18 protein-coding genes are annotated in these 26,122 nt (G+C 62.9%); 4 read left to right on the top strand and 14 right to left on the bottom strand.

The window, feature by feature from the left end:
• Positions 1-248: 248 nt before the first annotated feature.
• The 3 genes from HMPREF2894_RS00170 to HMPREF2894_RS00160 all read left to right on the top strand — a co-directional run bounded on the left by HMPREF2894_RS00170 (position 249) and on the right by HMPREF2894_RS00160 (position 5,657).
• On the top strand, positions 249-1,301 hold the full coding sequence (locus tag HMPREF2894_RS00170; RefSeq protein WP_049352453.1) for a 3-oxoacyl-ACP synthase III: 1,053 nt from the start codon (positions 249-251) through the stop codon (positions 1,299-1,301).
• 84 nt (positions 1,302-1,385) lie between these two features.
• Positions 1,386-4,382 carry an alpha/beta fold hydrolase gene (locus HMPREF2894_RS00165; protein ID WP_070677274.1) on the top strand — a complete coding sequence of 999 codons (2,997 nt, stop codon included), beginning with the start codon at positions 1,386-1,388 and terminating at the stop codon, positions 4,380-4,382.
• Positions 4,383-4,415: 33 nt separating this feature from the next.
• The gene (locus tag HMPREF2894_RS00160; RefSeq protein ID WP_070677271.1) at positions 4,416-5,657 is read left to right on the top strand and encodes an NAD-dependent epimerase/dehydratase family protein; all 1,242 of its coding nucleotides are present in this window, start codon (positions 4,416-4,418) and stop codon (positions 5,655-5,657) included.
• Between the two features lie 131 nt (positions 5,658-5,788).
• Here the strand turns inward: HMPREF2894_RS00160 and mutM are convergent, their stop codons facing one another.
• From mutM to murA, 14 genes are all read right to left on the bottom strand, one after another.
• Positions 5,789-6,871 carry a bifunctional DNA-formamidopyrimidine glycosylase/DNA-(apurinic or apyrimidinic site) lyase gene (mutM, locus tag HMPREF2894_RS00155; protein ID WP_070677268.1) on the bottom strand — a complete coding sequence of 361 codons (1,083 nt, stop codon included), beginning with the start codon at positions 6,869-6,871 and terminating at the stop codon, positions 5,789-5,791.
• Between the two features lie 75 nt (positions 6,872-6,946).
• Positions 6,947-7,636 (bottom strand): ribonuclease III, encoded by a 690-nt coding sequence (gene rnc / locus HMPREF2894_RS00150; RefSeq protein ID WP_070677266.1) that lies wholly within the window; start codon positions 7,634-7,636, stop codon positions 6,947-6,949.
• A gap of 16 nt (positions 7,637-7,652) precedes the next feature.
• Positions 7,653-7,856: a 50S ribosomal protein L32 gene (gene rpmF, locus HMPREF2894_RS00145; RefSeq protein WP_005505656.1), complete on the bottom strand. Its 204-nt coding sequence runs from the start codon at positions 7,854-7,856 to the stop codon at positions 7,653-7,655.
• A 30-nt stretch (positions 7,857-7,886) separates the two neighbouring features.
• The gene (locus HMPREF2894_RS00140) at positions 7,887-8,495 is read right to left on the bottom strand and encodes a YceD family protein (RefSeq protein ID WP_012903341.1); all 609 of its coding nucleotides are present in this window, start codon (positions 8,493-8,495) and stop codon (positions 7,887-7,889) included.
• Between the two features lie 222 nt (positions 8,496-8,717).
• Positions 8,718-9,194: a pantetheine-phosphate adenylyltransferase gene (gene coaD, locus HMPREF2894_RS00135; protein WP_012903340.1), complete on the bottom strand. Its 477-nt coding sequence runs from the start codon at positions 9,192-9,194 to the stop codon at positions 8,718-8,720.
• A 132-nt stretch (positions 9,195-9,326) separates the two neighbouring features.
• Complete coding sequence (rsmD, locus tag HMPREF2894_RS00130; protein ID WP_070677263.1) at positions 9,327-9,980, bottom strand: 16S rRNA (guanine(966)-N(2))-methyltransferase RsmD; 654 nt, start codon at positions 9,978-9,980, stop codon at positions 9,327-9,329.
• A 105-nt stretch (positions 9,981-10,085) separates the two neighbouring features.
• Positions 10,086-13,709, bottom strand: a complete 3,624-nt coding sequence (locus HMPREF2894_RS08885; protein WP_083309891.1) for an ATP-dependent DNA helicase RecG — start codon at positions 13,707-13,709, stop codon at positions 10,086-10,088.
• A complete protein-coding gene (locus HMPREF2894_RS00120; protein ID WP_070677260.1) occupies positions 13,706-14,989 on the bottom strand; it encodes a DAK2 domain-containing protein in 1,284 nt (427 codons plus the stop codon). Before HMPREF2894_RS00120 ends, HMPREF2894_RS08885 begins: the two co-directional genes overlap by 4 nt.
• Before the next feature lie 264 nt (positions 14,990-15,253).
• A complete protein-coding gene (locus HMPREF2894_RS00115) occupies positions 15,254-16,609 on the bottom strand; it encodes a thiamine-phosphate kinase (RefSeq protein ID WP_070677257.1) in 1,356 nt (451 codons plus the stop codon).
• Positions 16,610-16,687: 78 nt separating this feature from the next.
• On the bottom strand, positions 16,688-18,478 hold the full coding sequence (locus HMPREF2894_RS00110) for a hypothetical protein (RefSeq protein ID WP_070677254.1): 1,791 nt from the start codon (positions 18,476-18,478) through the stop codon (positions 16,688-16,690).
• A 530-nt stretch (positions 18,479-19,008) separates the two neighbouring features.
• Complete coding sequence (locus HMPREF2894_RS00105; RefSeq protein ID WP_070677251.1) at positions 19,009-20,127, bottom strand: D-alanine--D-alanine ligase family protein; 1,119 nt, start codon at positions 20,125-20,127, stop codon at positions 19,009-19,011.
• A 226-nt stretch (positions 20,128-20,353) separates the two neighbouring features.
• On the bottom strand, positions 20,354-21,472 hold the full coding sequence (locus HMPREF2894_RS00100) for an NAD(P)H-dependent glycerol-3-phosphate dehydrogenase (protein WP_070642638.1): 1,119 nt from the start codon (positions 21,470-21,472) through the stop codon (positions 20,354-20,356).
• Positions 21,473-21,583: 111 nt separating this feature from the next.
• Positions 21,584-22,441 carry a lysophospholipid acyltransferase family protein gene (locus tag HMPREF2894_RS00095; RefSeq protein ID WP_049347432.1) on the bottom strand — a complete coding sequence of 286 codons (858 nt, stop codon included), beginning with the start codon at positions 22,439-22,441 and terminating at the stop codon, positions 21,584-21,586.
• A complete protein-coding gene (gene murA / locus HMPREF2894_RS00090; RefSeq protein WP_049347430.1) occupies positions 22,441-23,874 on the bottom strand; it encodes a UDP-N-acetylglucosamine 1-carboxyvinyltransferase in 1,434 nt (477 codons plus the stop codon). The genes HMPREF2894_RS00095 and murA overlap by 1 nt, the downstream gene beginning before the upstream one ends.
• A 691-nt stretch (positions 23,875-24,565) precedes the next feature.
• On the opposite strand from murA, the gene HMPREF2894_RS00085 reads away from it, so the two are divergent.
• Complete coding sequence (locus HMPREF2894_RS00085; RefSeq protein WP_070677248.1) at positions 24,566-26,014, top strand: transcriptional initiation protein Tat; 1,449 nt, start codon at positions 24,566-24,568, stop codon at positions 26,012-26,014.
• The last annotated feature ends 108 nt before the right edge of the window (positions 26,015-26,122 follow it).

Genomic DNA, 26,122 nt, shown 5'->3' with positions numbered 1-26,122 from the left:
CTCTAGTGTACGCGGTGCGGCGGGCGGGCGGCGTGAACGTGCACGGGGTGAAGGGGGTTCAAAGTTCCTCATTCTGCATCATCTTACGCGCGGGGTGAACGGGCGCGTTCATATTGGGTCTACGGATACGGGTTCGCCCGGTCGGTGCGGTAGATTGGAATGAGCATCACGAATTCTGCGGGGCCGCTGTGCGCATCCCCGCCGTCTTTGTATCCCACTGACTTCTATTTACAAGGGCCACACCATTGATGAATGCATCCGCCGATAAGGTCGGCACAAACTCTGACATTCGCCACGCTAACGCAGCTCTGCTGTCTATTACCCATGAGCTGCCTCCGGAGGTCGTCACGAGCGACTACTTCGATGAGCAGCTGGCCCAAACCTATAAGCGTCTGCGTATGCCGAAGGGCCTGCTGGAGCGTCTAGCCGGTATTAGCACTCGCCGCGGTTGGGCTGAGGGCCAGACCTTCGAGGACGGCGTTGTTGCCGCAGCCGAGAAGGCTATCGAACAGGCGGGTATTGACCGTTCCCAGATTGGCCTGCTGATTAACGCTTCGGTGACTCGCGATAACTTTGAGCCCGCCGTTTCGGTGGGTGTGCACGACCGCCTGGACCTGCCGCGTCACGCCCTGAACTTCGATATTACGAACGCATGCCTGGGCTTTGTGAACGCGATGACTGTCGCCTCCACCATGATTGATGCGGGCGCTATCGACTACGCCCTGATCGTCGCTGGCGAGGACCCCTCCCCGTGGCACCGTACCGCGGTGCGCATCCTGAACAACCCCGATTCGACCCGCGAGGATGTGCTGGCTCAGTTTGCGACCCTGACCCTCGGTTCGGGCGCGGCGGCGGCTGTGATTGGCCGTGCTGACCGCCACCCGGAGGGTCACCGCATCGTCGGTTCGGTGTCCCGCGCGGGCACTGAGCACCGTAACCTGTGCATCGGTGGCGAGGCGGATCAGGGCATGAACACTGACGCTGAGGGCCTGCTCAAGCACGGTCTGGAGCTGGTGGCGCAGGCGTGGGAGCAGGCGCATCAGGACGGCTGGGAGTGGAACGATATGACCTCCTACGTGACCCATCAGATTTCTAACGCCCACACAAACGCCATTATTGAGGCGGTCGGTATTGAGCGTGAGCGCATCCCCTTGACCTTCCCGAAGTGGGGCAATGTGGCTGCGGCGGCTCTGCCGATGACTCTCGCCGAGTGCGCGCCGACCTACACGAAGGGCGACCGTATTCTGTGCATGGGTGTGGGTTCTGGCCTGAACACTGCCCTGCTTGAGATTCAGTGGTAACCCGTTAGCCAGCAGCCCTTAGCCGGCAGCCCTTAACCTCTGTGCGGTAGACATTCACCGATTCGATCCGGAAGGATTCCCAGCATGCGCCATTTGAACTTCCCTAAGGCTCAGCCCCCGTATAACCCGGAGGAATGGGCGGGCGTGAACCCGCGCTACTCCCACCTTCTGGAGGTGCCCACCTCCGCCCCCATTGAGCAGCGGGCGCAGCAGGCTGGCGCGCGCCGCTGGCACTACCTGGATAACCTTCCGGTGCTGGTCGAGCAGGGTTTGGAGCCGATTGGCACGATCCTGTGCGTGCACGGTAACCCGACCTGGTCGTACCTGTGGCGTACCGTGCTGGATGCGGGCGTGAATGAGCGCGCCCCGTGGCGTGTGGTTGCGGTTGATCAGATTGATATGGGTTATTCGGAGCGCACCCACCTGGATTTGGAGGGTGAGCGCCGCTCCCTGACCGACCGTATTGCTGACCTGGGTGATTTCACGAAGGCACTCGGTCTGGATGAGACCGATAAGCCGGTCGTGACCCTCGCTCACGACTGGGGTGGGCTGGTGTCCTTTGGTTGGGCGCTGGAGCATCGCGAGATTCTTTCGGGCGTGATGCTGACGAATACCGCGGTCTACCATGACGGCATTGAGAATATCCCTGCCGCCCTGCGCCTGGCGTTGGGTGTGCACGAGTGGGGTACTCACGATTCGACCGCATTTATTGATGTGACCTTGGGTTTGGCTCAGAACGAGGGCCGCCTGCCCGCGCCGGGTTCTGCCGGTGCCGGGGCGCTTGATGGTGCCCTGCCGCAGCCGGTGGGTCAGCAGCCTAAGCGCCTGTACCCGAGCCCTCTGAACGAGGCGATTTACCGCACCTACCGCGCGCCGTACGCTCATTCGGCGTGGCGTGAGGGTGTGCGTAATTTTGTGGGCGATATTCCGACCGGCACCGATATTCCTTCCTATACGCCGATGCAGCGTATTGCCGAGCAGATCCGTGACCTGGACGTGCCCGCGTTCTTCCAGTGGGGCACGAAGGACCCGGTGTTCCAGCGCCGCTACCTGTTCGACCTGATGGAGCGCATGCCGCAGGCGAAGGTGCACCGCTACGAGAAGGCCTCGCACCTGGTCATTGAGGATTACGATATTGCCTCCCCCATGATTTCGTGGCTTGCCCAGACTTTCGGCGCGCTGGAGGACGGCGTGCAGGTTCCGGCGCGTAATGCGGAGGCGGAGCATCGTGCCGCCCGCGCGCGCCGCCACGGTCTGGTCGCCGGCGAGGGCGCTGCCGCTGATGGTACCGTTCCCGCGGCGTTCCGCCCCATGCTCGCCGCCCTCACCGAACGCGCCGACGACATCTCCACCGCCGTGGTGGACATGGACCCCAAGGGTGACGGCACCTCCGTGTCCGTGACCCTGACTTGGGCTGAGCTGAATCAGCAGGTCAACGCCGCCGCGACCCGCTTGCATGCCCTGGGCGTGCGCCCGGGTGACCGCGTGAACCTGATGGTGCCTCCGGGTGCCCGCCTGACCACCCTGATTTACGCGTGCATGAAGCTGGGTGCGGTCATTGTGGTGGCTGATACCGGCCTGGGTCTGCCGGGTCTGACTCGCGCGTTGAAGGGCGCTAACCCGAGCTTCCTGGTGGGTATTCCCGCCGCGCTCAGTGCCGCCCGTACCCTGCTGTGGCCGGGTGTGCGTATTTCTGTGGAGCCGCTGGGTTCGGTGCAGGAGAAGCTGCTGGGTGTTGCCGGTTCGGTGTTTACCGCGCCCGCCGCTGACGGCACTCCGGGTGCGCCGGTGCCCACCCCGACCGTGGTGGAGTTCCCCTCCCCCGTGCCGGATGCTGATGCGGCGGTGCTATACACGTCCGGTTCGACCGGCCCGGCTAAGGGTGTGGTGTACACGCAGCGTCAGCTGGCGGGTATGCGCGATGCCATTGCGAATACGTACGGTTTTGCGCCCGGTAGCGGTCTGGTGGCTGGCTTCGCGCCGTTTGCACTGTTGGGCCCGGCACTGGGTGCTACCAGCGTGACCCCGACGATGGATGTGACCCGCCCGAAGACCCTGACGGCTTCGGCATTGGCGTCGGCTGCGGCGGCTATTGATGCGTCGGTCGTGTTCGCTTCCCCCGCCGCCCTGGTAAATGTGGTGGCGACCGCCGATGAGCTGAACGCTGAGCAGCGTGCGGCGTTGGCTAAGGTTCAGACCGTGCTGAGTGCTGGCGCGCCGATTCCCGTGCCGCTGCTGGAGGCGCTCTCCGCCCTGGTGCCGAACGCCTCCCTGCACACCCCGTACGGCATGACCGAGGGTCTGCCGGTGACCGATGTGTCTTTCGAGATGATTCGCCAGGCGATTGCTGAGGGCACCCCGAATGCTGCCGGTGAGGTGCTTGACCCGTTCGCCCGTGACGGCGTGTGCGTTGGTTTCGCGGTGTACGGTGCGGCGGTGGCTATTGCGCCTCTGCTGCAGGACGGTTCGGTGGCGGATGAGCTGACCCACGAGCCGGGTGTGACCGGTGAGATTCTGGTGTCGGCACCGCATGTGAAGGACCGCTACGACACCCTGTGGGTGACTGAGGAGCAGTCCATTAGCACTCCGGGTTGGCATCACACCGGTGACGTCGGCCACTTGGACGCTTCGGGTCGCCTGTGGGTTGAGGGGCGCCTCGCGCACGTGCTGCTGACTTCGCAGGGTGTACTGACCCCGGTTGCGGCTGAGCAATCCGCAGAGTCCCTGCCCGAGGTGCGCCGCGCCGCCCTGGTCGCTGTGGGTCCTGCAGGTACTGCCGCCCCGGTGCTGGTCATTGAGGCGTCCGCAAATACTGCCGCTCTGGAGGCGCGCCAGTCAGCATCGGGTCTCAAGCGTGCCCTGCTCGATTGCGTGCCCGGCGCTCGCCGCTTCCCCATTGCGGAGGGTGTGGCGCCCTTCGAGCTGTCGCAGCTGGTGCGTCAGAAGGTTGCCGAGGATACCGGCGTGGAGCTTGCCGCGGTGCTGGTGGTGCACGAGCATCCGACCGATATTCGCCATAATTCGAAGATTGACCGCCCCGCCCTGGGTGAGTGGGCGTCGAAGGTCCTGGCGGGGGCGTAAGCGTCTGCCGGATCCCTAAGTCTAAGGAGTATGATGTCCCCTCATTCTTCGCGTGAGTCCTTTTCCCACGAGCCCGCACCCCGCCTGTCTGCGCCCCGCCTGTCGACTGCGCATGCGGTGACCTCCCCGACGGCTCGGTTCCGCAAGCCGGCGCAGCCGTTGGCGGCACGCTACGCCGACCCCGCCCCGCGTTCGTTGCGCCCGGTTGAGGAGCCCGATTTCGCGCCGCGTATTGGCGAGCGCATCCTCTTTACCGGTGCGAGCGGCTTGCTGGGTCGTGAGAGCGTGCTGGCGTTGCTGCGTGCCGGCTACGATGTGCGCGTTTTTCAGCGTGGCGATTCGGGTATTGCGGCGCTTCTGCCCGATTCGATTCGCCCGCGTTTTGAGCAGGTGCGCGGCGATATTACGAACGCGCAGGCGGTGGCTCTGGCGATGACCGGCGTGAACGGCGTGGTGCATGCCGCGGCGAAGGTTTCGGTCAGCGGCGAGTGGGCTGATTATGAGCGCATCAATATTAAGGGCACCCGCACCCTGTTGCAGGCGGCGCTGAACCATTCGGTGGGTTCTTTCCTGTACATTTCCTCGCCGTCGGTGGCTCATGCCGGTGCGGCGATTGTGGGTGATGGTGCCGGCGTGGCATCCCCGGAGCACGCGCGCGGTAACTATGCGCGTTCGAAGGCTGCCGCCGAGCTGCTGGTTCTGGAGGCGAACGGCACGCCTTTGCCCGGCGGCGGGGTCATGCACACCGGCGCGTTGCGCCCGCACCTGATGTGGGGTCCGGGCGATACCCAGCTGGTCGAGCGTATTCTGGAGCGTTCCGCCGCGGGCCGCCTGCCGCTGCTCTCCGGCGGTACGGGCCTGATTGACACGCTCTACATTGACAACGCCGCCGACGCCGTGGTGCGCGGATACCAGCGCCTCGACGCTTTTGCTGGTCAGGCGCTGGTGGTCACGAACGGTCAGCCGCGCACTATCGCTGAACTACTGGGTGGTTTCTGTGAGGCGGTGGGCGTTCCCGCCCCGCGCTTCTCGGTTCCGGCGAAGGTTGCGGCCCTGGCGGGTAAGGTCATTGAGCGCGTGTGGGAGCGTCTGCCGAAGAACGTGACCGCCGGTGACGAGCCGCCCATGACGGAGTTCTTGGCGGAGCAGCTTTCGACCGCGCACTGGTTTGACCAGCGCCGCACCCGCGAGCTGCTGCAGTGGGAGCCTTCCGTGTCGATTGAGGAAGGCTACGAGCGCCTGGGCCTGTTCTACGGGGATAGGTACAGCCGCTAAGCTGCTTCTTTTTGGGTCGGTTCCCCCAGCCCCTTTCTCAACCCAGCTGTAAACGAATGACGGCGTAGCTACATCCCCCATGGGAGGAACGTAGCTACGCCGTCATATGCATAACTAGCGTGAGTTTGTGCCTATCGAGAGCGTGGGGCCCGCTGGCAGTGCGGGCAACGGTAGGATGAGCGGTTCTGGAACGGCTCGCGCACCATCAGGGTTGTGCGGCCCGCCTCCGCGCAACGAAGGCAGGGCTCCCCGGCACGACCATAGGCGTTCAGCGAGCGCTCAAAGTAGCCCGACTCGCCCAGCACGTTCACGTACAGGGCATCGAAACTTGTGCCGCCCGCCGCCAGGGACTCGCGTAGCACCTGGGTGACCGCCTCCAGCAGTTCACGGGTTTGCGCAGTGCTGAGGGTGCGTGCGGGCTTCGCGTAGTGTAGCCGCGCACGCCACAGCGCCTCGTCGGCGTAGATATTGCCCACGCCGGAGATCACTGACTGATCCAGCAGCACCTTCTTAATGCCGCTGGAGGTGCGCAGGAACTTGCGGCGCACCGCCGCGGGGTCGAAGAATTCGTCCAGCGGGTCGCGGGCAATGTGCTTGACCGCCTCCGGTACTAGAAAATGCTCCGGTACTTCGCTCTGCCCCATTTCATCGGGCGCTGCTTTATTCGTTGCAACCGCTGCGGGTACGTCCGGTACCAGCGGGCTGAGGAACATGCCGCCGAAGATGCGCTGGTCCACGAAGAGCAACCGCTGCCCGGTGTTTGCCCGGTTGGCGCTCGCCGCGCCACCGGTGGCTCCCGCAACGCTGGTAGCTCCCACCGGTCCTAGCTCGAGCGCCACGCGCAGGTGCCGCGGCTGCTCATCAAAGGCCGCGCGAGCCTCAGATTCATTACCCGAGTCACTGCCCGATTCGCTGCCTGAGTCGCCGCCCGGCTCATCGCGCACGAGCAGCTGACCGCTCATGCCCAGATGCACCACGAGCGCCTCGTCGGCAAGCGTGCCGTCCGCCTCGCTCAGGGTCAGCCACAGGTACTTGCCGCGGCGGTAGGCACCGCGCAGCGCCCTGCCGGTGAGTGCCGTCTCAAAGTGGGCGGGACCGGGCAGGTGCCTGCGTAGCGAACGGGCATCGACCACGCGCACCGCCCGCACGGGGCGACCCAACGAATGGTCGGCGATGCCCGCACGAACAGTTTCCACCTCGGGCAGTTCGGGCATGGTTCCCTCCAATCAGCGGGGCTGCAGAATCAAGAGACCGCAGAGCTAACAAACCTGCAGGATGCTTGAATGAGCCTAAACCAGAACGCGGTACGCCTGCTCAGCGGCAAGACGCTCCGCCTCCTTCTTGCTCGGACCCACACCGGTACCGGCCTGCTGGTTCGCCACAATAGCGACCGCAGTGTACACGCGCGCGTGGTCGGGGCCCTCGCCGGTGACCTCGTAGCGCACATCTCCCCAGCCGCGGGCGGTGGCAAGGTTCAGTAGCTCAGTCTTCCAGTCGCGTCCAGAGTTCAGGACCTTCTCATCGTCGAGCAGCGGCGCAATCAGGCGCAGCACCAGGTCGCGAGCCGCCTCGCGACCGCACTCCAGGTAGGTCAGGCCAAAAATCGCTTCCATGGTGTCGGCAAGGATTGAGTCCTTATCGGCGCCGCCGGTGTGAATCTCGCCCTTACCGAGCAGGATGTACTTGCCCAGGTCCAGGTCGCGTGCCACCTTCGCCAACGCCACCGTCGACACCACCACGTGGTGCAGCTTCACGAGCTCACCCTCGGGCAGGTCGGGGTAGCGTCGGTACACTTCTTCAGCGATCGCCAGGGAAAGCACCGAATCGCCCAGGAACTCCAGGCGCTCATTATGCTCCACTCCGGGGTTCTCGAAGGCGTAGGAGCGGTGGGTTAGGGATAGCAAAAACGTCTCGGCGTCGATATCGACTCCGAGACGTTTACGCAACTCCCTAGTATCAACACTAGGAAATTCAGTCATAAGGATTCACCGCTTCTTAGGCGTCTGCAACCTTACGGCCCTTGTACTCCAGGAACAGGGCGTTGCCTGCAGCGTCGGTTACAACCTTTGCCTGGTGGGGCAGGCTGTAGGTCACGCGACCGTTTTCAACGGTCTTAACCAGCTGGGGCACGGATGCCTTCCACTGGGAACGGCGTGCGCGGGTGTTAGCGCGGGACATCTTGCGCTTGGGAACAGCCACAGCTATCTCACAATCTCTAGTAACAACAATTTAGTTTTCGGTATCTGCACCGAGCAGGCCCTGTAGGGCCGACCAGCGCGGATCCAACACCTCGTGATGATGCCCGGGGTCATCCTCCAGGCGCGCACCGCAATCGGCGCACAGACCCTGGCAGGTGTCCCTACAAACAGGCTGGAACGGCAGTTGAAGGATTACTGCGTCCCGCAGAGCCGGTTCAAGGTCGATGGAATCATCCTCAACGGCGTACTGCTCATCTACTTCGTCTTCGGGGCCGCCAGCCGGGGCCTTCTCAAAGACGAAAAGCTCTTGAATATTGGCCGACATCTCGTAATCAATCGGATCCAAGCAGAGGCTACACTCGCCGTGTACATCCACAACGACGGAGCCGGTAACTAGGATACCATCAACAACAGACTCCATACGAATATCGAGGTCAATATCCGAACCCTCTTCCACGCCGATGAGCGTGTTACCCAGGTCTGCCGGTGCGGGCAGAACCTCAGTGAGAGTTTCCATGGTGCCGGGGCGGTGAATCAGGTTAGTAACCGATACCACCAGCGGCGATGCGTCTGCACGTGAAATGGCGTTTCTCCTTACGAAATGTATAAACCAAAGTCCCATTTTAGGGGTCATTCGCACCGTTAATCAAGATTAAGCGCCTTTTAAATCTCTTTAAGTGGCGCTCACCTCTTAAATATCCCCTTAAGGAGGCGCCGCGCGGCTTTTAATCGGACGGTCGGGGCTACTACTGGGGGACTTAAGTGCCCGGTCGGCGGCACAGCTTGCTGTGCCGTGGGCATGTCGGGCGTGTCGGATGGGTGCGCACAAGGTGGTGTGCGCCTGGGTTGATGAGGCGTTTTCCTAGGCACTCTTCAGGGCGCGGGCGACCGCCTCCGGCACGAAGGGAGTCACGTCACCACCCAGCGACGCCACCTCACGAATAATCGTGGACGACACCGCACCGTAGCGATCCTCACCCGCCAAGAACACCGTCTCAACCTGCGCCAGGTGGCGGTTCATGCTCGCCATCGGAGCCTCATAACTGTAGTCCGTCGCCGAACGCAGACCCTTCACCAGCACCTTCGCACCACGCTCCGCCGCGTACTCGGCAAGCAGCACGCCCGGCGGAATCGGTTCCACGCTCACACCCTCAATGCCGAGCTCCTGCAGAGACTCACGCACCAGCTGCACGCGCTCCTCCAGGGAGAAACGGTACTTCTTGGAGCTATTGTGTGCCACGCCCACAATCACCTCGTCAAAGAGCTGAGCGGCGCGGACAATGATTTCCAGGTGGCCGTGGTGCACGGGGTCAAAAGATCCGGGGCAGAGGGCAATCATGGCGGTCCCTTCACGAATAAATATCAGAGGTTGGAATGAGTAGATGCGGGCGAATTTAAGATGCGGGTTAGTGGCATGCGGACGAGCGCAGGCTGAGGTAGCAAGATCGGGCGGTGAGATGCGGCGGCAATCTTAGGCGGCGAGCTCTTCAGCATCCTCGCCAGATTCGTTGCCGAACTCGTCGCCCGCCTGCTCCTCCACCTCGTCAGGTTCCACATAGTAGAGAACCGTCTCGCCGTGCTGACGGGTCGAAAAACAGTACAGGCCCTCGCCCCACACCGGCTCCGCATCGCGCGAAGAACGCTCCACCACGACCACGGCACCCTCGGCGAGCTTGGGGGTGAGCGCCTCCAGCAGCTCACTGACCTGCTCATTCGGCATGGCGTAGGGCGGGTCAACAAACACCAGGTCCCACGGACCGGAAGCGGACTTCACGTAGGTTAGCGCCTGAGACTGCTGTACGCGCGCCGCAGAACCGGTAGCGCCAGAAGAACCGGTGCGGCCCATCGCCTTCTCCACCGCGGCAACGTTCTTGCGGATCACCGCAACAGCCTTCGGGTATGTGTCCAGCAGAGTCACGGAGGCGGCACCGCGCGAGAGCGCCTCGCAACCCAGCGCACCCGAGCCGCCGAAAGCGTCCAGCACGCGGGCGCCACGAATAATGTCGTAGCTCTCCAGCTTGGAGAAGAGGGATTCCTTCACCCGGTCGGTGGTGGGGCGAGTGTTATCCCCCGGAACCGAGACAAGGCGAACGCCTCCGGCGGCACCGGAAATAATACGGCTCATAGGGTCTCTCCTCTGAAGTAGTAAACAGCTAGGTGGTGTGTTGCAGTTGTTTTTGTGCGCGGGTAGTTCAAGGGGTGGGGCAGAGCGCTCTCCCCCGTCGGGCGCCTATCCCCTGCCGAGGAACGCCTCACGGTCAGCGTCCAGGGCGCGGTCAATCGTGCGCGCCAGCGACGGGTGCTTAGCCAGCGTCGGGTCCTTCTCCACCACCGAGCGGGCATCCTCGCGGGCACGCTCAATAATGTCGGCATCGGCGAGCGCCCGCAAGAACCGCAGGGTGCTCTTCGAGCCCGATTGTGCAGCACCCAGAATATCACCCTCTCGGCGCTGCGCCAGGTCGATGCGGGAAAGCTCAAAGCCGTCCGTGGTGGAGGCGACCGCATCCAGACGCTCGCGGGACACGCCCCCCTCCTCCTGGCGGGTCACCAGCAGGCAGGTGCCCGCGTAGCCGCCGCGACCCACACGACCGCGCAGCTGGTGCAGGCCCGAGATGCCGAAACGGTCGGCGTCCATGATGATCATGAGCGTGGCGTTCGGGACGTTCACGCCCACCTCAATGACGGTGGTGCTGATGAGCAGGTCAATCTCACCGCGCTCGAAAGCGGTCATGACGGCGGTCTTCTCCGCCGGGTCCATGCGGCCGTGCAGGGTGCCGATACGCACGCCGACGAGGGCGTCCTCAGCGCTCAGGTAGGAGTACATTGAGGCGACCGAGGTCAGCTGAACCTTGCCGTCGCTGCTGGCGCTACCGCCCTGACCGAAATAGCCCTGGGCAGAGTTGCCCGCACCCGCACCCGCACCGTTCAGGCTGGATGCGCCAAAGAACGCGGCACCCTCCTCCAGGCTGTCGCCATCCTCCCCGATTTTGGGTACGACAACATACACCTGGTGACCCGCGTCGATTTCTTCGCGGGCGCGCCTCCACAGCCGGGACGCCCAGGCGGGCTTCTCGGCAAGGGGCACCACGTGGGTCGAGATTTTCTGTCGGCCCGCGGGCAGGGTGTCGAGCACGGACACGTCCAGATCACCGAACACGGTCATGGCGACGGTACGCGGAATGGGCGTTGCGGTCATGACCAGGCGGTGAGGCAGGGCGCCGCCGGTGCCGCGCAGGCCGTCGCGCTGCTCCACGCCGAAGCGGTGTTGCTCGTCCACGACGACCAGACCCAAATCGTGGAAGCTCACCTCATCGGAAAGCAGGGCGTGGGTGCCAATCACAATCTGGGCGGTGCCGTCGGCGAGTTCTTGCAGTACCTTGCGCTTGGCGCGGGTACCCATGGAGGCGGTCAGCAGGCGCACACGCACACGGCGGGGTTCCTCCCCGCTCCCCGCGGGGATTCCCTCGGCGGAACCGGCGGCTGAATCGTCAAAGTCTTCGGGCGCCGCCATATCCCCCAGAATGTCCAGCACCGAACGCAAATGCTGCTCGGCAAGCACCTCGGTCGGGGCGAGCATCGCGGACTGGCCGCCCGCATCGGCAACCTGCAGCATGGCGCGCAGAGCCACCACAGTCTTACCGGAACCCACATCACCTTGCAGCAGGCGGTTCATGGGCGATTCACTCGACAAATCCGCGGCAATCTCAGCGCCCACCTTCTGCTGCCCCTCGGTCAGCTCGTAGGGCAGAACCTGAATCAGCCGATCGGCGAGGCCGCCCTCCACGGCGGGGCGCGGCTGAGTCAGGTGCGCGGCACGCACCGAATGCAGGCGGGCGAGCGCGCTCTGCAGCACGAACGCCTCGCGGTAACGCATCTGCGCCTGCGCGGCACGCCAAGTGTCCTCCGAATCGGGGGTGTGCAGGGCGCGGTACGTCCACTCCAGCGAGGGCACCTTGCGGGCGCGACGAATCGTGTAGGGTACCGGGTCTTCGAGTTCTTTGAGCGGCACCTTTTCGAGCAGCTGCGCCATGTAGCCGCTAATGCGGTCGGTGGGCAGCTTCACGGGGGCGCGGTAGACGGGCACGGGGGCGGTGGCGGCGTCGGTGACGTCCGCGCCGGAGGCGTCCTTCGAGAGCAGGGCGTAGTGTGGGTTGGTGAGGGTGTATTCGCCGCGGTAGATGCCGACCCTGCCGGAGAACATCATGGTTTCGCCCTCGTGGATTTCGCGGGCGGCGGTCCAGGCGTTGAAGAAGGAGAGCTTCATCTGCGAGCCGATGAGCGCACCGGGATTCGTCATGCTGGGCACGCCAAAGAGGCCTCCCTGCGCGAAATCATCCTGGCCGTAGCTGTCTGCGTAGCCGCTGTAGGAGGCGGGCTGCGCTCCCCTACCCTGTGCCGGGTTCTGGGCAGCTGGGTTCTGCCTGGAGTTAGCGAGCGCGTTAATGCGCGGGTTGTGCATCCCGGTTGCCTGCCAGTTCTGCGCGGGCGCACCGGATACTCTGGATACGCTGGATGCACCGGATACGCCGGATACGCCGGGGCGGTTAGCGCGCCCGGGCACCACGGATACAGGACCGCCAGCCCCAAAACCAGTGGCACCAAAACCGGCAGCCCCAAAACCTGCGGGTGCGTCCTGCCCGGTGGCGTCGGAGAGCCGGTCGGTGATGGTCACTTCCGTGATTTTGCCGCGGCGTGCCGCCATGGTTCGGGTGCTCACGTGCACCACGCGGGCGATGATGGTGACGTCCTGGCCCTCAACGAGTTCGGCGAAGGAGCTGAGCTCACCGCGCGGCAGGTACTTGCGCGGGAAGTATTCGAGCATCTCCCCGACGGTGTGCAGGTCCAGGTGCGTGGCGATTGCCTTAGTGCTGGGTGCGGGAAGGTACTTTTTGAGCGGCGCATTTTCGATGCGGTCTTCGGAGGCGTAGCGCGCCAGGGCACGGCTCTTAGCCTCCGCGGTGGCTGAGGCGGACTTCGCAGCCGCGACTTTCTCGGCCGCAACCTTCTCAGCGGTTGCCTTCTTTGCGGAAGCTTTCTGGGCGAGGGCTTTCTTTGCGGGAGCAGTCTTCTTCGCTACAACCTTTTTGGGTGCAGTCTTTTTGGGCGCGGGCTTTTCAGCTTCCGCCTCGGGCTCGATCTTCTTCGGCGCATTCTTCTGCGGCGCGTTCTTCTGCTCGCCCCCTTCGCTTGCCTTCGTTACCTTTTGCGGGCGCACCGAAGTAGCCCGCGCGGCAGTTTTGCTCTCCTGCGGGATCGGTTCCTTCTGAGCAGGTTCCTTCTGAATTGGCTTCTTCTGAGCCGGTTTCTTCCGAGCGGGTGCTTTCCGGGCAGGTTCCCCCGGCTGATGTACTTCCGGCTGTTTTGCATCCCGCTGAGTTGCCTGCCGCGCCGCCAACGCAATATCGACCAGCTCGTAGATAGCGTCGTCGGTCATGGTGTGCGCGGCGGGGCCCAGCGAATGTTTGAGCGTCTTGAGCGCCTTACGGTAGGGGGCGCTGGCGCGCTGTGCCGCGCGTTCACTCAGCTCGGCGCGGCTCACCTCGCCTCGGGCGTAGGCGGCAAGATCGCGCACGGTCAGCTCGGCGGTGGTGCGGAGCTGCTCATCGCTCAGTAGCGGCGCATCCTTTTTCCGCGGCTGGGTTCGGGTCGTAGAATCAGCACGGGTCGCAGAACCGGCGCGGGCAGGCTCCACAACCGTTGAATCTACGGGCTCAGAATCTACGGGCTCACTCTGCGCTGCCTCAGCTTTCGCGGGCTTAATATTTGTCGGCTTAGTTTTAGCGGGAGCAGGCTCAGGAAGCCCCAAGTCCAGGGCTTCCTGTTGCGGGTTTACGGAATGTCGGGCGGGGCTCATGCGCCACCCTCCGCACCACACGCATGGTCGGCGTGGTGACCATCCGCCAGGGAGGAAATACGCTCATCCGCCCACTGTCCGTAACCCATAATTAGCGCACGGGCGGGCTCAATCTCGGGCACGTGCACGTGCAGTGCCCAAAGCCCAGCCGCCATGTCCAGGGGTGTAATGAGCAGGCTGTCACCCATGGCTTCAAGTTCGGGACGCAATTGTGCCAGGGCGAGGGGCTCACAGGTCAGGGTACCCATGAGCTCCCAGCCGCTCTCCCCCTCACTTTCTGCGCGCTCGGCGGGTTCAGAACCTGCCGCAGAAGCCGCCCGCGCGACAGAACCAGCTGCAGAGGGCGCACGCAGCATGGATTCCACCTGCGCCTCGTTCAGGGTTGCCCCCTCCCAGCGCGGGTTGGAGTGCACCACGGCAAGGTAGAAGCCGAGCGCGCCGGCATCCACGAAACCGGCAAGCTCGGGCGAGGGCGGGAAGTCCGCGGTGCGTTCCAGCGCGGCAAGCATCAGCGCACGTCGACGCTCTTTCAATGCCTCATCGGCAACTTCTGCGTCCTGCGATGCATCGTAGTGCGCGTCCAGTCGGGCGAGCTCCACCATAACCGACAGCATCGTGGAGGGCACCATCTGCTCCCCCACACTGGCGCGAATACGCTCAGCCGCAAACGCCATTGCGCGCGCCTCCGCGTGGGCGTACTCCAGCTTCACTTCGCGATGCTTCGGCTGGGAACCGCCAGCCAGCACACGCTCGTAGTCTGCCTCCAGGGCACGCACGAGCGGCAACTCGGCAGCCGCCTCGCCAAGCTCCTGGGCGAGGTTACCGGGCAGGAACCAGTAGCTGCGCACCGCCTCCAGCGCCCAGGCGCAGAGCAGAGTACCGGAGTTGCCGCGCGCCACGCGGGATGCGCGCATAATCGCGTGCTCGTAAATATCGCCGAGCTGAACCCACAGATGGGCGAGGGATTCTTCCTCGGGGCTTTCCACCGACTCAGCTTCGGGTGCGTACGCTTCTTCCCCGCTGGGTAGATCTCGGTTGGGCAGAATCTGCTCCATGCCCCGCTCAAACTCCTCGGTCAGGGTCAGCAGGGTGTGGGCAATATTGGAGCCTGTATCCTTATCGGGCACGGGGAACCCGTTGAGCTCGTTGAGCGCCTCGCGGTAGCGTTCGATGGTGGTGCGGGCGGCGGTGGACCACGCTACGCCGAAGCGGTAGGCGCGCACGCAGGCGCGGCGGTAAATCTCGCGCTCTTCGGTGCGCTGGTTCTGTTCTGCGTTCACGCTACCCTCCTCGTCGGTTTCGTCAGTTTCGCGTGGTTCTCGGCTGAATTCTCAGCTAGTTCTCGATGCTCTGCACTGCCCGCAGCACGGGCTGAATCTAACCTGTTTCGTACTTCTATTCTAGGTAATTTCGGTTAAATGTACGGTATTGCCGGTCATCTATCCCGCTGGCTGAAAATGCCGGCTAAAACATTTCGCCAGCCCCCGGCAGGGTGCCCGGTAGAGTGCTCAACAGGGTACCCAGCAGAGCACCCGGTAGAGCTCCTACGCGGAAGCCCCGTAGTGTTCCCAGCCCATGCCGTCCAGGGAGCGGCCGTCCATCACGACCGCCGCGCCGGTCACCGCATTGTGGCGGCGCTCGGCACCGTAGAGTTCGGCGCTCAGACCGCGCTCCGGGGCATCCGCAACGCAGGTGCCCAGGGGCACGAACTCTTCGGGCACCTCACCGGGGAAGGTCGCCAGCAGACCGTGGTCTTCCCCGCCAACCAGCACGAAGGTGCGCGCCAGGGATGCGGGGCTCTCCCCCGCCTCGTTGCGCTCACCAATCGCCAGCAGCAGGCGCGCCAACGGTAGCAGCGGCTCGGCGAAAGCATCCACGGCGGCGCGGTCGAGGCGCATCTGCACCCCGGAGGCGGCGGCAACTCGCCCGGCGTCCTTGACGAGTCCGTCGGAAAGATCCAGCATGGAGCTTGCCTTATGCTGGCGTGCCACCTCACCGGCGGGGATGGGGCTGACCGGGTGGTGCTGTGATGCGACGGCGCGCTCGCAGACCGCAATCATGTGCGCGGCATCTTCGGGGGTGAGGGTGCGGGCGAGCTCGATGAGCCCCTCGGGAAGAGCAACAGCCGATCCCTCGCCCTGCTTTTCAATCTGCTTCTGAGCCCACGCCTGTCCCACCGCATCCAGCGCCGCTTCGACTTCCTGGCCTGCGGCGATGGCACGCAACAGTGCCGTGGCGGGCAGGGAGAGCGGGTTGAGTAGCAGGCGCAGACCGGCATCGGACCAGGCGGTACGCCCCGCCAGGGCGATAGTGTCACCGGGGCGCGCGCCGGAGCGTAGCACGGCGCGGTCCGTGTAGCCGAGGGCGGTAACGGTCACCGACATTTCGGTGGAGTCGCCAATATCGCCGCCGCCAATCACGCATTCGGTGGCTCCGCAGGCGTTGATTCCGTCCACAATGCCGTGGGCGAAGCCGTCAATCCAGCCGTAAGGAGTGCTACCGGGCAGGCTCAAGGAGATGAAGAGGCTCGCCGGGCGCGCACCCATAGCGGCAACGTCGGCGAGGTTCTGGGTCGCGGCTTTGCGCCCCACATCGTAGCCGCTACTGCGGGCGGGTTCCAGATTGAACTCACCGTCTTCGCCCGCCCGTGCGATACCGCCGGGCCAGAGGTTCATAAAGTCTTGGTCCTCAACGAGAGTGTCGGTGGTGACCACGGTACGCTGACCGGGCGCGGGCTCGGCGAGAACGGCACAGTCGTCGCCGGGGCCCACCTCGAGGGGTTCGATGCGCCCCGCCTGGCGTGCTGCAGCGGCAACCTGCTCGTTGTGGGCGTTGATAATCGGCATGAAAGCGCGCAGAACGCGGGACTCCCCCAGCTTTGAGAGAGGTGTCTCTCGCATGGGGTTGTCCCGCGTTTCGCTAAAAGTCTGAGGATTCACATCCTCTATTATCGCGTATTCTTACGCGTTATGTTCGCCTTATGCTCCGCGGCTGAAGTAGCGGATTGCCAGAGCAATCAGCACCAGACCGATGAGTGAGAAGAGGATCAGCGGTGCAATGCCGGAAAGTCCGGAATCGTCCGCGTCCGCATTCTTCACGGCCTGCTCCTGGGCGGCGTTCGCGCCGTCAGCCTTTGCCACGCTCTTTGCGGAGCGGCTGGCGCTAGCCGAGGTGGAGGAGCTAGGCGACTTCGAAGCCGATACCGAGCTTGAGGAGCTCGAGGGGCTTACCTCGTGGGAGTGGTCCTCGTCGGTCTTATTGCGCGAGAGGTATCCAGCAACCCAGTCTGCCGCACCCGGGATGGAGTCATTCGAGCCGTTATTGGCTGCAATTCGTCCAAGGGTGGTACCGCCGGAACGCAACGGATCGTCATCGTCGCCATCAAGCCTGTCGCTCGGTGCCTTGCTCGGTGAAGAGCTCGAAGATCCCGAAGAGGAACTTGAGGATTCAGAGGAGTTGCCCGGTCGCGGAAGCTCAATGGAGATGATGACATCTTCCCCAGAGACTTCCTGACGATTGCCGGGGACGGTCACCGGGTTGTTCGCCGGAGGAATCGGAGCAACAGGTTCGGTCTCGATCGGGGTAACCGATTTGGAGTCCGAGCTGTCCTTGTTATCCTCTACCGGAGCTACCGGAATCACGGGGATGACCGCATCCTTGGTCGGCTCCTGCTTAGCTTCCTTGGAGGGCTCCTGAGTCGGATCCTGAACCGGGGCCGGAACAACTGGAACCTGAGAGGGCTCCTGGGTCGGCTCGGGAGTTACGTCCTTAGTCGGCTCGGGAACCGGGACGGGATCCTGGGTCGGCTCCGGATTCGGTTCCGGAGTGGGGTCCTGGGTCGGCTCCGGGGTCGGTTCGGGAGTTACGTCCTTGGTCGGCTCAGGAGTGGGCTCCGGATTCGGTTCGGGAGTTACGTCCTTCGTCGGCTCGGAAGTAGGTTCAGGAGTGGGCTCCGGATTCGGCTCGGGAGTCGGATCCTGAGTAGGCTCCGGGGTCGGCTCGGGAGTTACATCCTTCGTCGGCTCGGGAGTAGGGTCAGGGGTAGGCTCAGGAGTCGGATCCTGAGTAGGCTCAGGAGTTGCATCCTTGGTGGGTTCCGCGGTGGGCTCCACAGTAGGCGCAACGGTCGGCTCCGGAGTGGGAGCAACAGTAGGTTCTGCCGTCGGCTGGACCGTAGGCTCCGCAGTCGGAGCTACAGTCGGAGCTACAGTCGGCTCAGCCGTCGGAGTTGCGGTAGGAGCAACACTCGGTTCGGCACTTGCGCTAGGAGCTACGGTCGGCGTAGCGGTAGGTTCAGCGGTCGCATCCTTAGAGGGCTCTACGCTAGGACTCGCCGTAGCACTCGGGGTTGCGGTAGCACTCGCAGAAGCGGTGGGCTCGGCAGTAGGCTGCGCGGTAGCGTTCGGGGTAGGAGTCGCATCCGGGCTGGGCGTAGCACTTGCGGAAGGCTCAGCACTAGCAGTGGGCTGAGCGCTCGAAGAAGCGCTAGGCTGAGCGGTGGGCTCTGCCTGCGCATTGTCAGTCTTATTGTCCCCCTGAGCGGTGGGCCATGCGCTCACGGTTGCGAGCGTGGGTACTGCCGTCTGAGAGGAAGATGCCGCGTTTGCGGTGGGGTCCAGGGTTAGGCTTGCGGTGCCGACAGGGTTGAGCGGAACCTGAGACGCAGCCTCCTGCACATCTTGAGCAAATGAGGCTACGTATGGGCTTCCGGAAGCAACCAGTGCTGTCGCCAGACTCGCAGAGACCACCTTACGGTTTCGTTTTCCCAAAGGTTGTCCTTGACTTTCTGATACGTTGTGAGTGAATAGATACCCAATCGCTAGGGTAGATTGGATATGCCTTCATCTATTCTACCGAATCGGCTTTTTCTTCATTACTCATTTTAGCGCTTTCATACCAATCTTTGAGCTTCAAGATGTGCAACGACCATCAACAACATCTTTTCATTACCTAGAAGCATCATTTCATGCACTTGTGAGCAGAATTACGTTTTGCCTTATCAATACCACTTTAAAACTTGCACTCCACCATCCAAGCGACCCCGAGGCGAATGTAAGTGATTTTTCTCATGAGTGAAAAACGAGCGATTCTCATAAGCTTTTGGGGCTCAATACGTACCAATTACCCTTCCCACAAAGGCATTAACTTGCCCACCGCGCAAAAAGCGCCCCGGCGCGAATCCCTCAAGAATCCGCACCGAGGCGCCTTACAACAGGGGCTACTCCCCCGCCGTTACGTATTCAATTGCTAAGCGCAGTCAAAACGACGGTGCGCCCAAGAACTAGCGCTACCTCAAGAACTAGCGCAGACCCAGGGGGCGTTCCATCGCCAGGGTCAGCAGCTCGCTAATCAGGTCGGTGTAGGAAATACCGGTGCTCTCCCACATGGTCTTGTACATCGAAATCGGGGTGAAGCCGGGCATGGTGTTCACCTCGTTGATGACCAGGCGGCCATCCTCAGTGTAGAAGAAGTCCGCACGAGACAGACCCTCGCCATCCAGCGCCAGGAACGCCTTCACAGCCAGCTCGCGCAGGCGATCCTGCACATCCTGCGGCAGGTTCGCCGGGCACACGGTCACAGCGGAAGACTCAGAAACGTACTTCGCCTCAAAGTCGTAGAAGCCGTGGTCCTCGTCCACAACCTCAATCTCGCCGGGGTAGGATGCGCGCGGCATCTCGCCGTGGTGGCCATCGAGCACAGCGCACTCGATTTCGCGGCCCACAATACCCGCCTCAATAATGATCTTCGGGTCGTGGCGGCGTGCCTCTTCAATCGCGGGCACGAGCTCCTCCACCGAATCCACCTTGGTAATACCGAAGGAAGAACCTGCGCGGGTCGGCTTCACGAACATGGGGAAGCCCAGCTTCAGCACGCGCTCCAGAATCTGCTCGCGGTCCTCGTGCTCCCACTGGCGGTTGGTGACAACCTCGTAGGGGCCAACCTCCAGGCCAGCGGATTCGAAAGCAACCTTCATGAAGTGCTTATCCATACCCACAGCGGATGCGGTCACACCGCAACCCACATAGTGCAGGTCAGCCATTTCCAGCAGACCCTGCACGGTGCCGTCCTCACCGAAGGGGCCGTGCAGCAGCGGGAACACAACGTCCACCGGTGCGGTGCGGGTAACGTTACCCTCAGCATCCACCAGGGTCAGGAGGGAATCGCCGGCGCCCATCGGCAGGAACACCTGCTGGGTACCCTCGGGGAACTCTGCGGTACCGCGTGTGCCAGCGGTCAGCTCAGCGAGCTGCTGCTCATCGGTCAGGTACCAGCGGCCGTCACGGGTAATACCGATAGTGATGACGTCGTAGGCGGTGCGGTCAATAGCGCCCAGAACGCCGGCAGCGGTAATGAGCGAAATCGGGTGCTCAGAGGAGCGGCCACCGCACAGCAGGGCGACGGTCTTCTTCTCGGTCATATATTTCTCCTAGTCAATGTTCCCCTACCATTAGGTCCGGAAGGTGGAACGGCAATGCGTCAATAATCCTAACGCACGAATACCGTCGCGGTCACTGATGCGTTTCTCACGCACCGGTTTTCCGCAACGGTATCCGTCCTTGGATGTTTACATTCAATCTTCTTCTAGTATGTCCTGGCACACAACCCGAATCAAGGGGTGCCGGCACACCAGAAAGCTTCAAAACCTAGTGGCCCTCATGCTTGAGGCGGCGACCCAGCAGCTGAGGCGCCAACTCCTCAATACCAATACGGCCCGAAAGCACAGCCACCACAGCCTCAACAATGGGCATCTCCACGCCGTGACGACGAGCCAGCTCAGCCACCACCGGTGCCGACTTAATCGACTCAGCCGTCTGGCTCATGTGCTCGTGCAGGCGGTCAGGGGTAACACCCTGAGCCAGCAGGCGGCCCGCCGTGTGGTTACGAGACAGCGGCGAAGAGCAGGTCGCAATCAAGTCGCCCATACCGGCAAGACCGCTCATCGTCGCAGCCTCGCCGCCCAACGCCACCGCCAGGCGGGTAATCTCCGCCAGACCGCGCGTCATAATGGACGCCTTCGAGTTATCGCCATAATTGCGGCCTTCGCAAATACCCACGCAAAGGGCAATCACGTTCTTCACCAGGCCACCAATTTCAGTACCAACCACATCCGTGTTGGTGTAAGGGCGGAAGTAACCGCACGCAATCGCGTGAGCAACAGCCTCAGCCACCGGCAGGGTACGAGCCGCAACCACGGAGGCGGTAGGCTCCTCCCCCATGATTTCCTTCGCCAGGTTCGGGCCCGAGAGCACGCACACGCGGTGCGGAATATGGCCGATCGCGCGCAGATCAGCACCGCGCAGAGCCATGGATTCTTCCAGCTCCTCGGTAATGACCTGCGACATGCGCAGACCCGTACCGGTCTCCAAGCCCTTCGCCAAAGACACCAGCATGGCGTTCGGCTCAATATAGCGGGCGAAGCTCTGCAACTGCGAACGCAGAACCTGCGCGGGCAAGGCAAGAACCACGATATCGGCGCCGGTCAGCGCCGCGGGGGCATCCGCCGTGAAGTGCATGTTATCCGGCAGCTTCATTCCCGGAAAATAGCGGGCGTTCTCGCGGGTGCGTTCGCACTCAGCCATCACCTGCTCATCACGACCGATGAGGGTCACGCGGGTGTCATCGCCGCGCTCGCGGGTAGCGTCCGCCGCGATCTTAGCGAAAGCGGTGCCCCAGCTACCGGCACCGAGCACCGCAATAGACTGTACGGTTGCCGGAGGGGTAAATTCAGGGCTTGCTGCGGGGGTGCGTCCAAAGAAGGTCACGAAAACACCTGCCTCTCTTCCTTGTGAGGTTATTGTGCGAGTCCCTGACAGGCGCCTCAGCAAATAGCCGCGGCTTCTGTCAGGGCCTCTACGATTTTCCCATCTGGGATGCTACTTTTCGTCCGGTTCGCCGAGCGCGCCACCAACCGGACCCGAGGGGGTACCGGGTGCTTCACGACGCTTCGTGCGCGGGTTCCAACGACCCTCAGGAGCCTTCTCACCGCGGATCGTCTCCAGCTCGGCGGTAATAGCGTCCAGCATGGCGTCGGTGACCACGCCCAGTTCGGTGCGGGTGTGCTTAGCCTCGGGGCTGGTATCCTCAACGAGGGAGGCGATATCCAGCGCCTTGCCAACCTTTACGCGAACGGTCTTGCGCGGGAACAGCGAAATCTTACGCTTCTCCTTGATGCGGCCGTCCTCGCCAGCCTCATCCACGTAACCGAGAATCTGTTCATCACCCCAGTGCGCCACCGGGTAGACGGGCGCACCGGTCGCAAGAGCCAGACGAGCCGCGCCGGTACGCGCCTGCATGGGCCACAGCTGCGGATCATGGGTGGTGGTGCCCTCCGGGAAAATCACGACGGCACCGCCAGCCTCAACAATCTTGCGGGCAGTAATCAGGGACTTACGCGCATCCACCGAACCGCGAACCACAGGAATATGCGCGAGCTTGCGCATAATGTAGCCGAGCACGGGGGCGCGGAACAGCGAATCCTTCGCCAAGAAGCGCGGCAGGGCGCCCTCAACGAAAGCAGGGAAAGCCACAGTCACCGGGTCAAGCTCGGTGGTGTGGTTAGCCACGATAATGTACCCGCCGCTCTTAGGCAGGTTCTCACGGCCGGTAATCTCAACGCGCGCGATGAGCTTGTACAGCCCGCGCGCAGCGTTACCGAGCACCTTGTACAGAGCATCACCGGAGGCGGTGGGCTCAATCTCAGGCAGAGCCTGCTTTCCCTGCTGTCCGCTCACTAGTCCTGAACCTCAACTTCCTCGGGCTCAACAACGACGATTGCTGCATCGGGCTTGGGAGCCTTCGACGCCTTGCGTGCCAGCACCTCAAAGTTGGCACCCAGGCCCTTGAGCTTCTCCTCGAAGTTCTCGTAGCCGCGAGCAATCAGCTCAACACCGCTCACGTGAGAGGTGCCCTTAGCAGTCAGAGCAGCAATAATGTGGGAGAAGCCGCCGCGCAGGTCCGGAACCTCAATGTCGGCACCGGTCAGCGGGGTGGGGCCAGAAATAATAGCGGAGTGACCGTAGCCCTTACCCTCGAAACGGCAGGGCGTGCCGCCCACGCAGTCACGCATGACGACAATATCTGCGCCCATCTGCTTCAGCGCGTTGGTGAAGCCGAAACGCTCCTCGTACACGGTCTCGTGCACGATGGACGCGCCCTTAGCCTGAGTCAGCGCCACGACGAGGGGCTGCTGCCAGTCGGTCATGAAGCCGGGGTGCACGTTGGTCTCAAAGACGATGGGCTTCAGCTGAGCTCCGGGGGTGCGCTGAGCCGGGTGGGTAAAGCGGATGCCCTCGGCGGTCACCTCGTACAGGCCGCCCATCTTGCGGAACTGGTTCAGGAACGCGGTCATGTCCTTCTGGGCTGCACCGCGCACGAAAATGTCGCCGCCGGTAGCCAGCGCCGCAGAAGCCCAAGAAGCAGACTCGTTACGGTCGGGCAGGGACGCGTGATCGTAGCCGGTCAGCTCGTCCACGCCCTCAATGACGATGGTGCGGTCCTCGTTAATGAAGATAATCGCGCCCATCTTCTGCAGAACAGCAATCAGGTCAATAATTTCGGGCTCAATCGCTGCGTTGCGCAGGATGGTCTTACCCTTAGCGCGCACACCGGTGAGCAGGACCTGCTCGGTAGCGCCCACGGAGGGGTAGTTCAGCACAATCTCTGCACCCTTCAGACCCTCTTCGGGAACAATCAAGGTGGTGCCGGTTTCGTCGTCCTTCTCAACGACTGCGCCGAACTTGCGCAGCGCAGACATGTGGTAGTCGATGGGGCGGTCACCGATCTTGCAGCCGCCCAGGTTGGGGATGCGTGCGGTACCGAGGGTGTGTAGCAGCGGGCCCACCATCAGAATCGGGATGCGGGAGTTACCACCGAAGAGCTGAATCTCCTCTGCGTTCTTTGCGGCGGTGGTTGCATCCTGTGCGGGGTTGAGGGTCAGAACACCAGCTTCGCGGTCGTAGTCGACCTTTGCACCGTGCAGCTCCACGAGGGTGGTAACGATTTCGACATCGCTCAGGTCAGGGACGTTACGCAGGGTCGAGGGGGTCGAACCGTGCAGTGCTGCGACCATCGCCTTGGGCACCAGGTTCTTGGCGCCTCGAACGTGAACCTCACCAACGAGCGGAGTGCCACCTTCAATGCGAAGCTTGCTGATGTTCTCAGTCATTAAAAATCCTTTGTGGAGTCGGCTGGTTTAGGCCGAACTTTAACAGTGTGCCGATGCGCCGCGTTCTGTCGTGCCGCGCCCCTGCCGGTAGCAGGGCGAAACGGGCGCATATATTCATCATTATTCTAAGCCCTGCGTAAAGGTGCTCCAAACACTGAAGAACCTTTGGAACTCGTGACTGAGATTTTGCTCTGTTGTGTATGTGAAAAACCGCTCTGGCCCCCTCAGATTCAGAGCCAGAAAAACAAAAAGATACACAAACATTCACACTAATGCAAACATTTTCTGTTTCTTCGCCGAAATTTGACGTTAGTTTCGTCTTTTTAACGTCCGAATTTGAACTTGAGAGCAACCTCACCCCTACAATAACGTGCACACTCGTGCCCACTGAACGGCGCCTCCGCTCTCACGGAGGAGCCAATCAGCTCTACACTGCGGCATAGGCGCCGGCACCGACCTTGCACCCGCGCAGTACAGAGCCTCACGGGAGGGCGCGTGGCGTGCATTCACTGCATAAACCTTTGCGATGGTACCCAACCAAAACGGTTCGGCTTCCTGATTCACTTCAACTTCAAAAATTCACTTCAACATCACCGTAAATATTCGAAAGTCAACTAAAAACCAGGGCCCATCGCAACCAACCACAGGTCGCTTCGCGGCTGCATCCGCGAACTACCGGAGGACCCCAAATATGACACATCACAACACTGCATCACGCATTTCGCGCCGTCGCCTCGTACAGGGTGCGGCGTGGAGTGCTCCCGTTATCCTCGCCAGCGCAACCGTCCCTGCATGGGCGGCAAGCGGCGAGCCCACCTGCTCCCCCGCTCTGACCCTCAAGCCGACCGCAACCGGCTTCGACGACAAGGCTGGCGCATACACCGAATGGCTCGTCCCTGAAGGCGTTGGACGAGTACGCTTCGACCTCGTGGGAGGCGCCGGCGGTGCCGCGTCTTCCTTCACTCCTCGCTACCTGACCGACGTCACGAACGCGGCCCTGGCTGGCGGCGGTGCCGGTGCACAGCTCAGCGGTGTTCTTGCGGTCAAGTCCGGCGACATCCTGCGCGTCTGGGCGGGTAACGGCGGCGTCGGCTCCGCAGCTGGCGCACAGCCCGCACTCGGTGGCGAAGGCTACGCAGCAGGCGGCGACTCCACCGGCTCCAGCACCGCAACCGGCGCAGCGCAGGTAGTAGGCACCGATAGCGGCTACGTGTACGGCGCGTCCGGCGGCGGCTCCTCCGCGGTCGAGCTCGTCCGCGACGGCGCAGTCACCGTCGTAGCCGTTGCCGGTGCTGGCGGCGGCGGCGCGCAGCTGGGCACCCTCACCACCCACCAGAGCCTCTTCAACGCCCAGCCCAAGGATCAGCTGAACCCGGCACTGCGCGTGGCGCTGGACGGTCGCGATGCATCCACCACCGCAGGCGGTAGCGCAGGCGGCGACCTGGGCACCGACAACACCGGTCAGGGCGGCATGCTCATGGCAAGCCCCTACCAGGAGTTCAAGCCCCTTGAGGAGGACGACAAGACCCTGGACATGCGCTTCATGGTCACCGGCGGTACCGCTGGCCGCTCCGGAGTGGCGGGTACCCTCGGTGAGGCGCTGGTCGGCATTCTCGACGAGAATAACGAGCTGAAGCTCCAGCCCATGTCTACCTCCTGGTTCGAATCGTACAGCTTCCCGCGCTACTACCTTTACCAGGGCGACTCCGTGCATGAGGGAGAGAAGGGCACCGGCGGTGCGAACGCAACCGGCTCTTACCGCGGTAAGGGCGGCTCCGGCGCGCTGCTTTCCCGAACCCACGGCAAGCTCTCCCTCACCTCCGTAGCATCCGGTGGTGGCGCCGGCTACGGCGGCGGAGGCGCAGGCCTGAACATCTGGACCGTTGGCTCATACTACGAGGGCGTTTTCGGCCGTCAGGTGCAGTTCGAGGGCGAAGGCAACATCTACTCGCTCAGCGCCCTGAGCAGCGGCGGCGGCGCAGGCGGCAGCTACATTAACCACGAGGTGGTTTCTGACTTCGCTCTTGCCACCGCACAGAACGCGAACCCGACCGCGGGTGTGCGCTCCCCCGGTTCGGCGGCGCTGTACAGCTGTACCGAGAACGCAACCTTGAACACCCCCATCACTGAGGGTGCCTAAGCTCTAGGTATTGAATAAATACGCCTCCCCGGAAGTTCCGGGGAGGCACATTCATATGTGTGCCAGGTTTTTGGGTACAGAAAAGCTCGAAGGCGGCGACTGAATCAG

The organism is Rothia sp. HMSC066G02 (genome assembly GCF_001813145.1).
GTDB lineage: Bacteria > Actinomycetota > Actinomycetes > Actinomycetales > Micrococcaceae > Rothia.
This window is presented reverse-complemented; position numbering and strand designations above follow the sequence as displayed.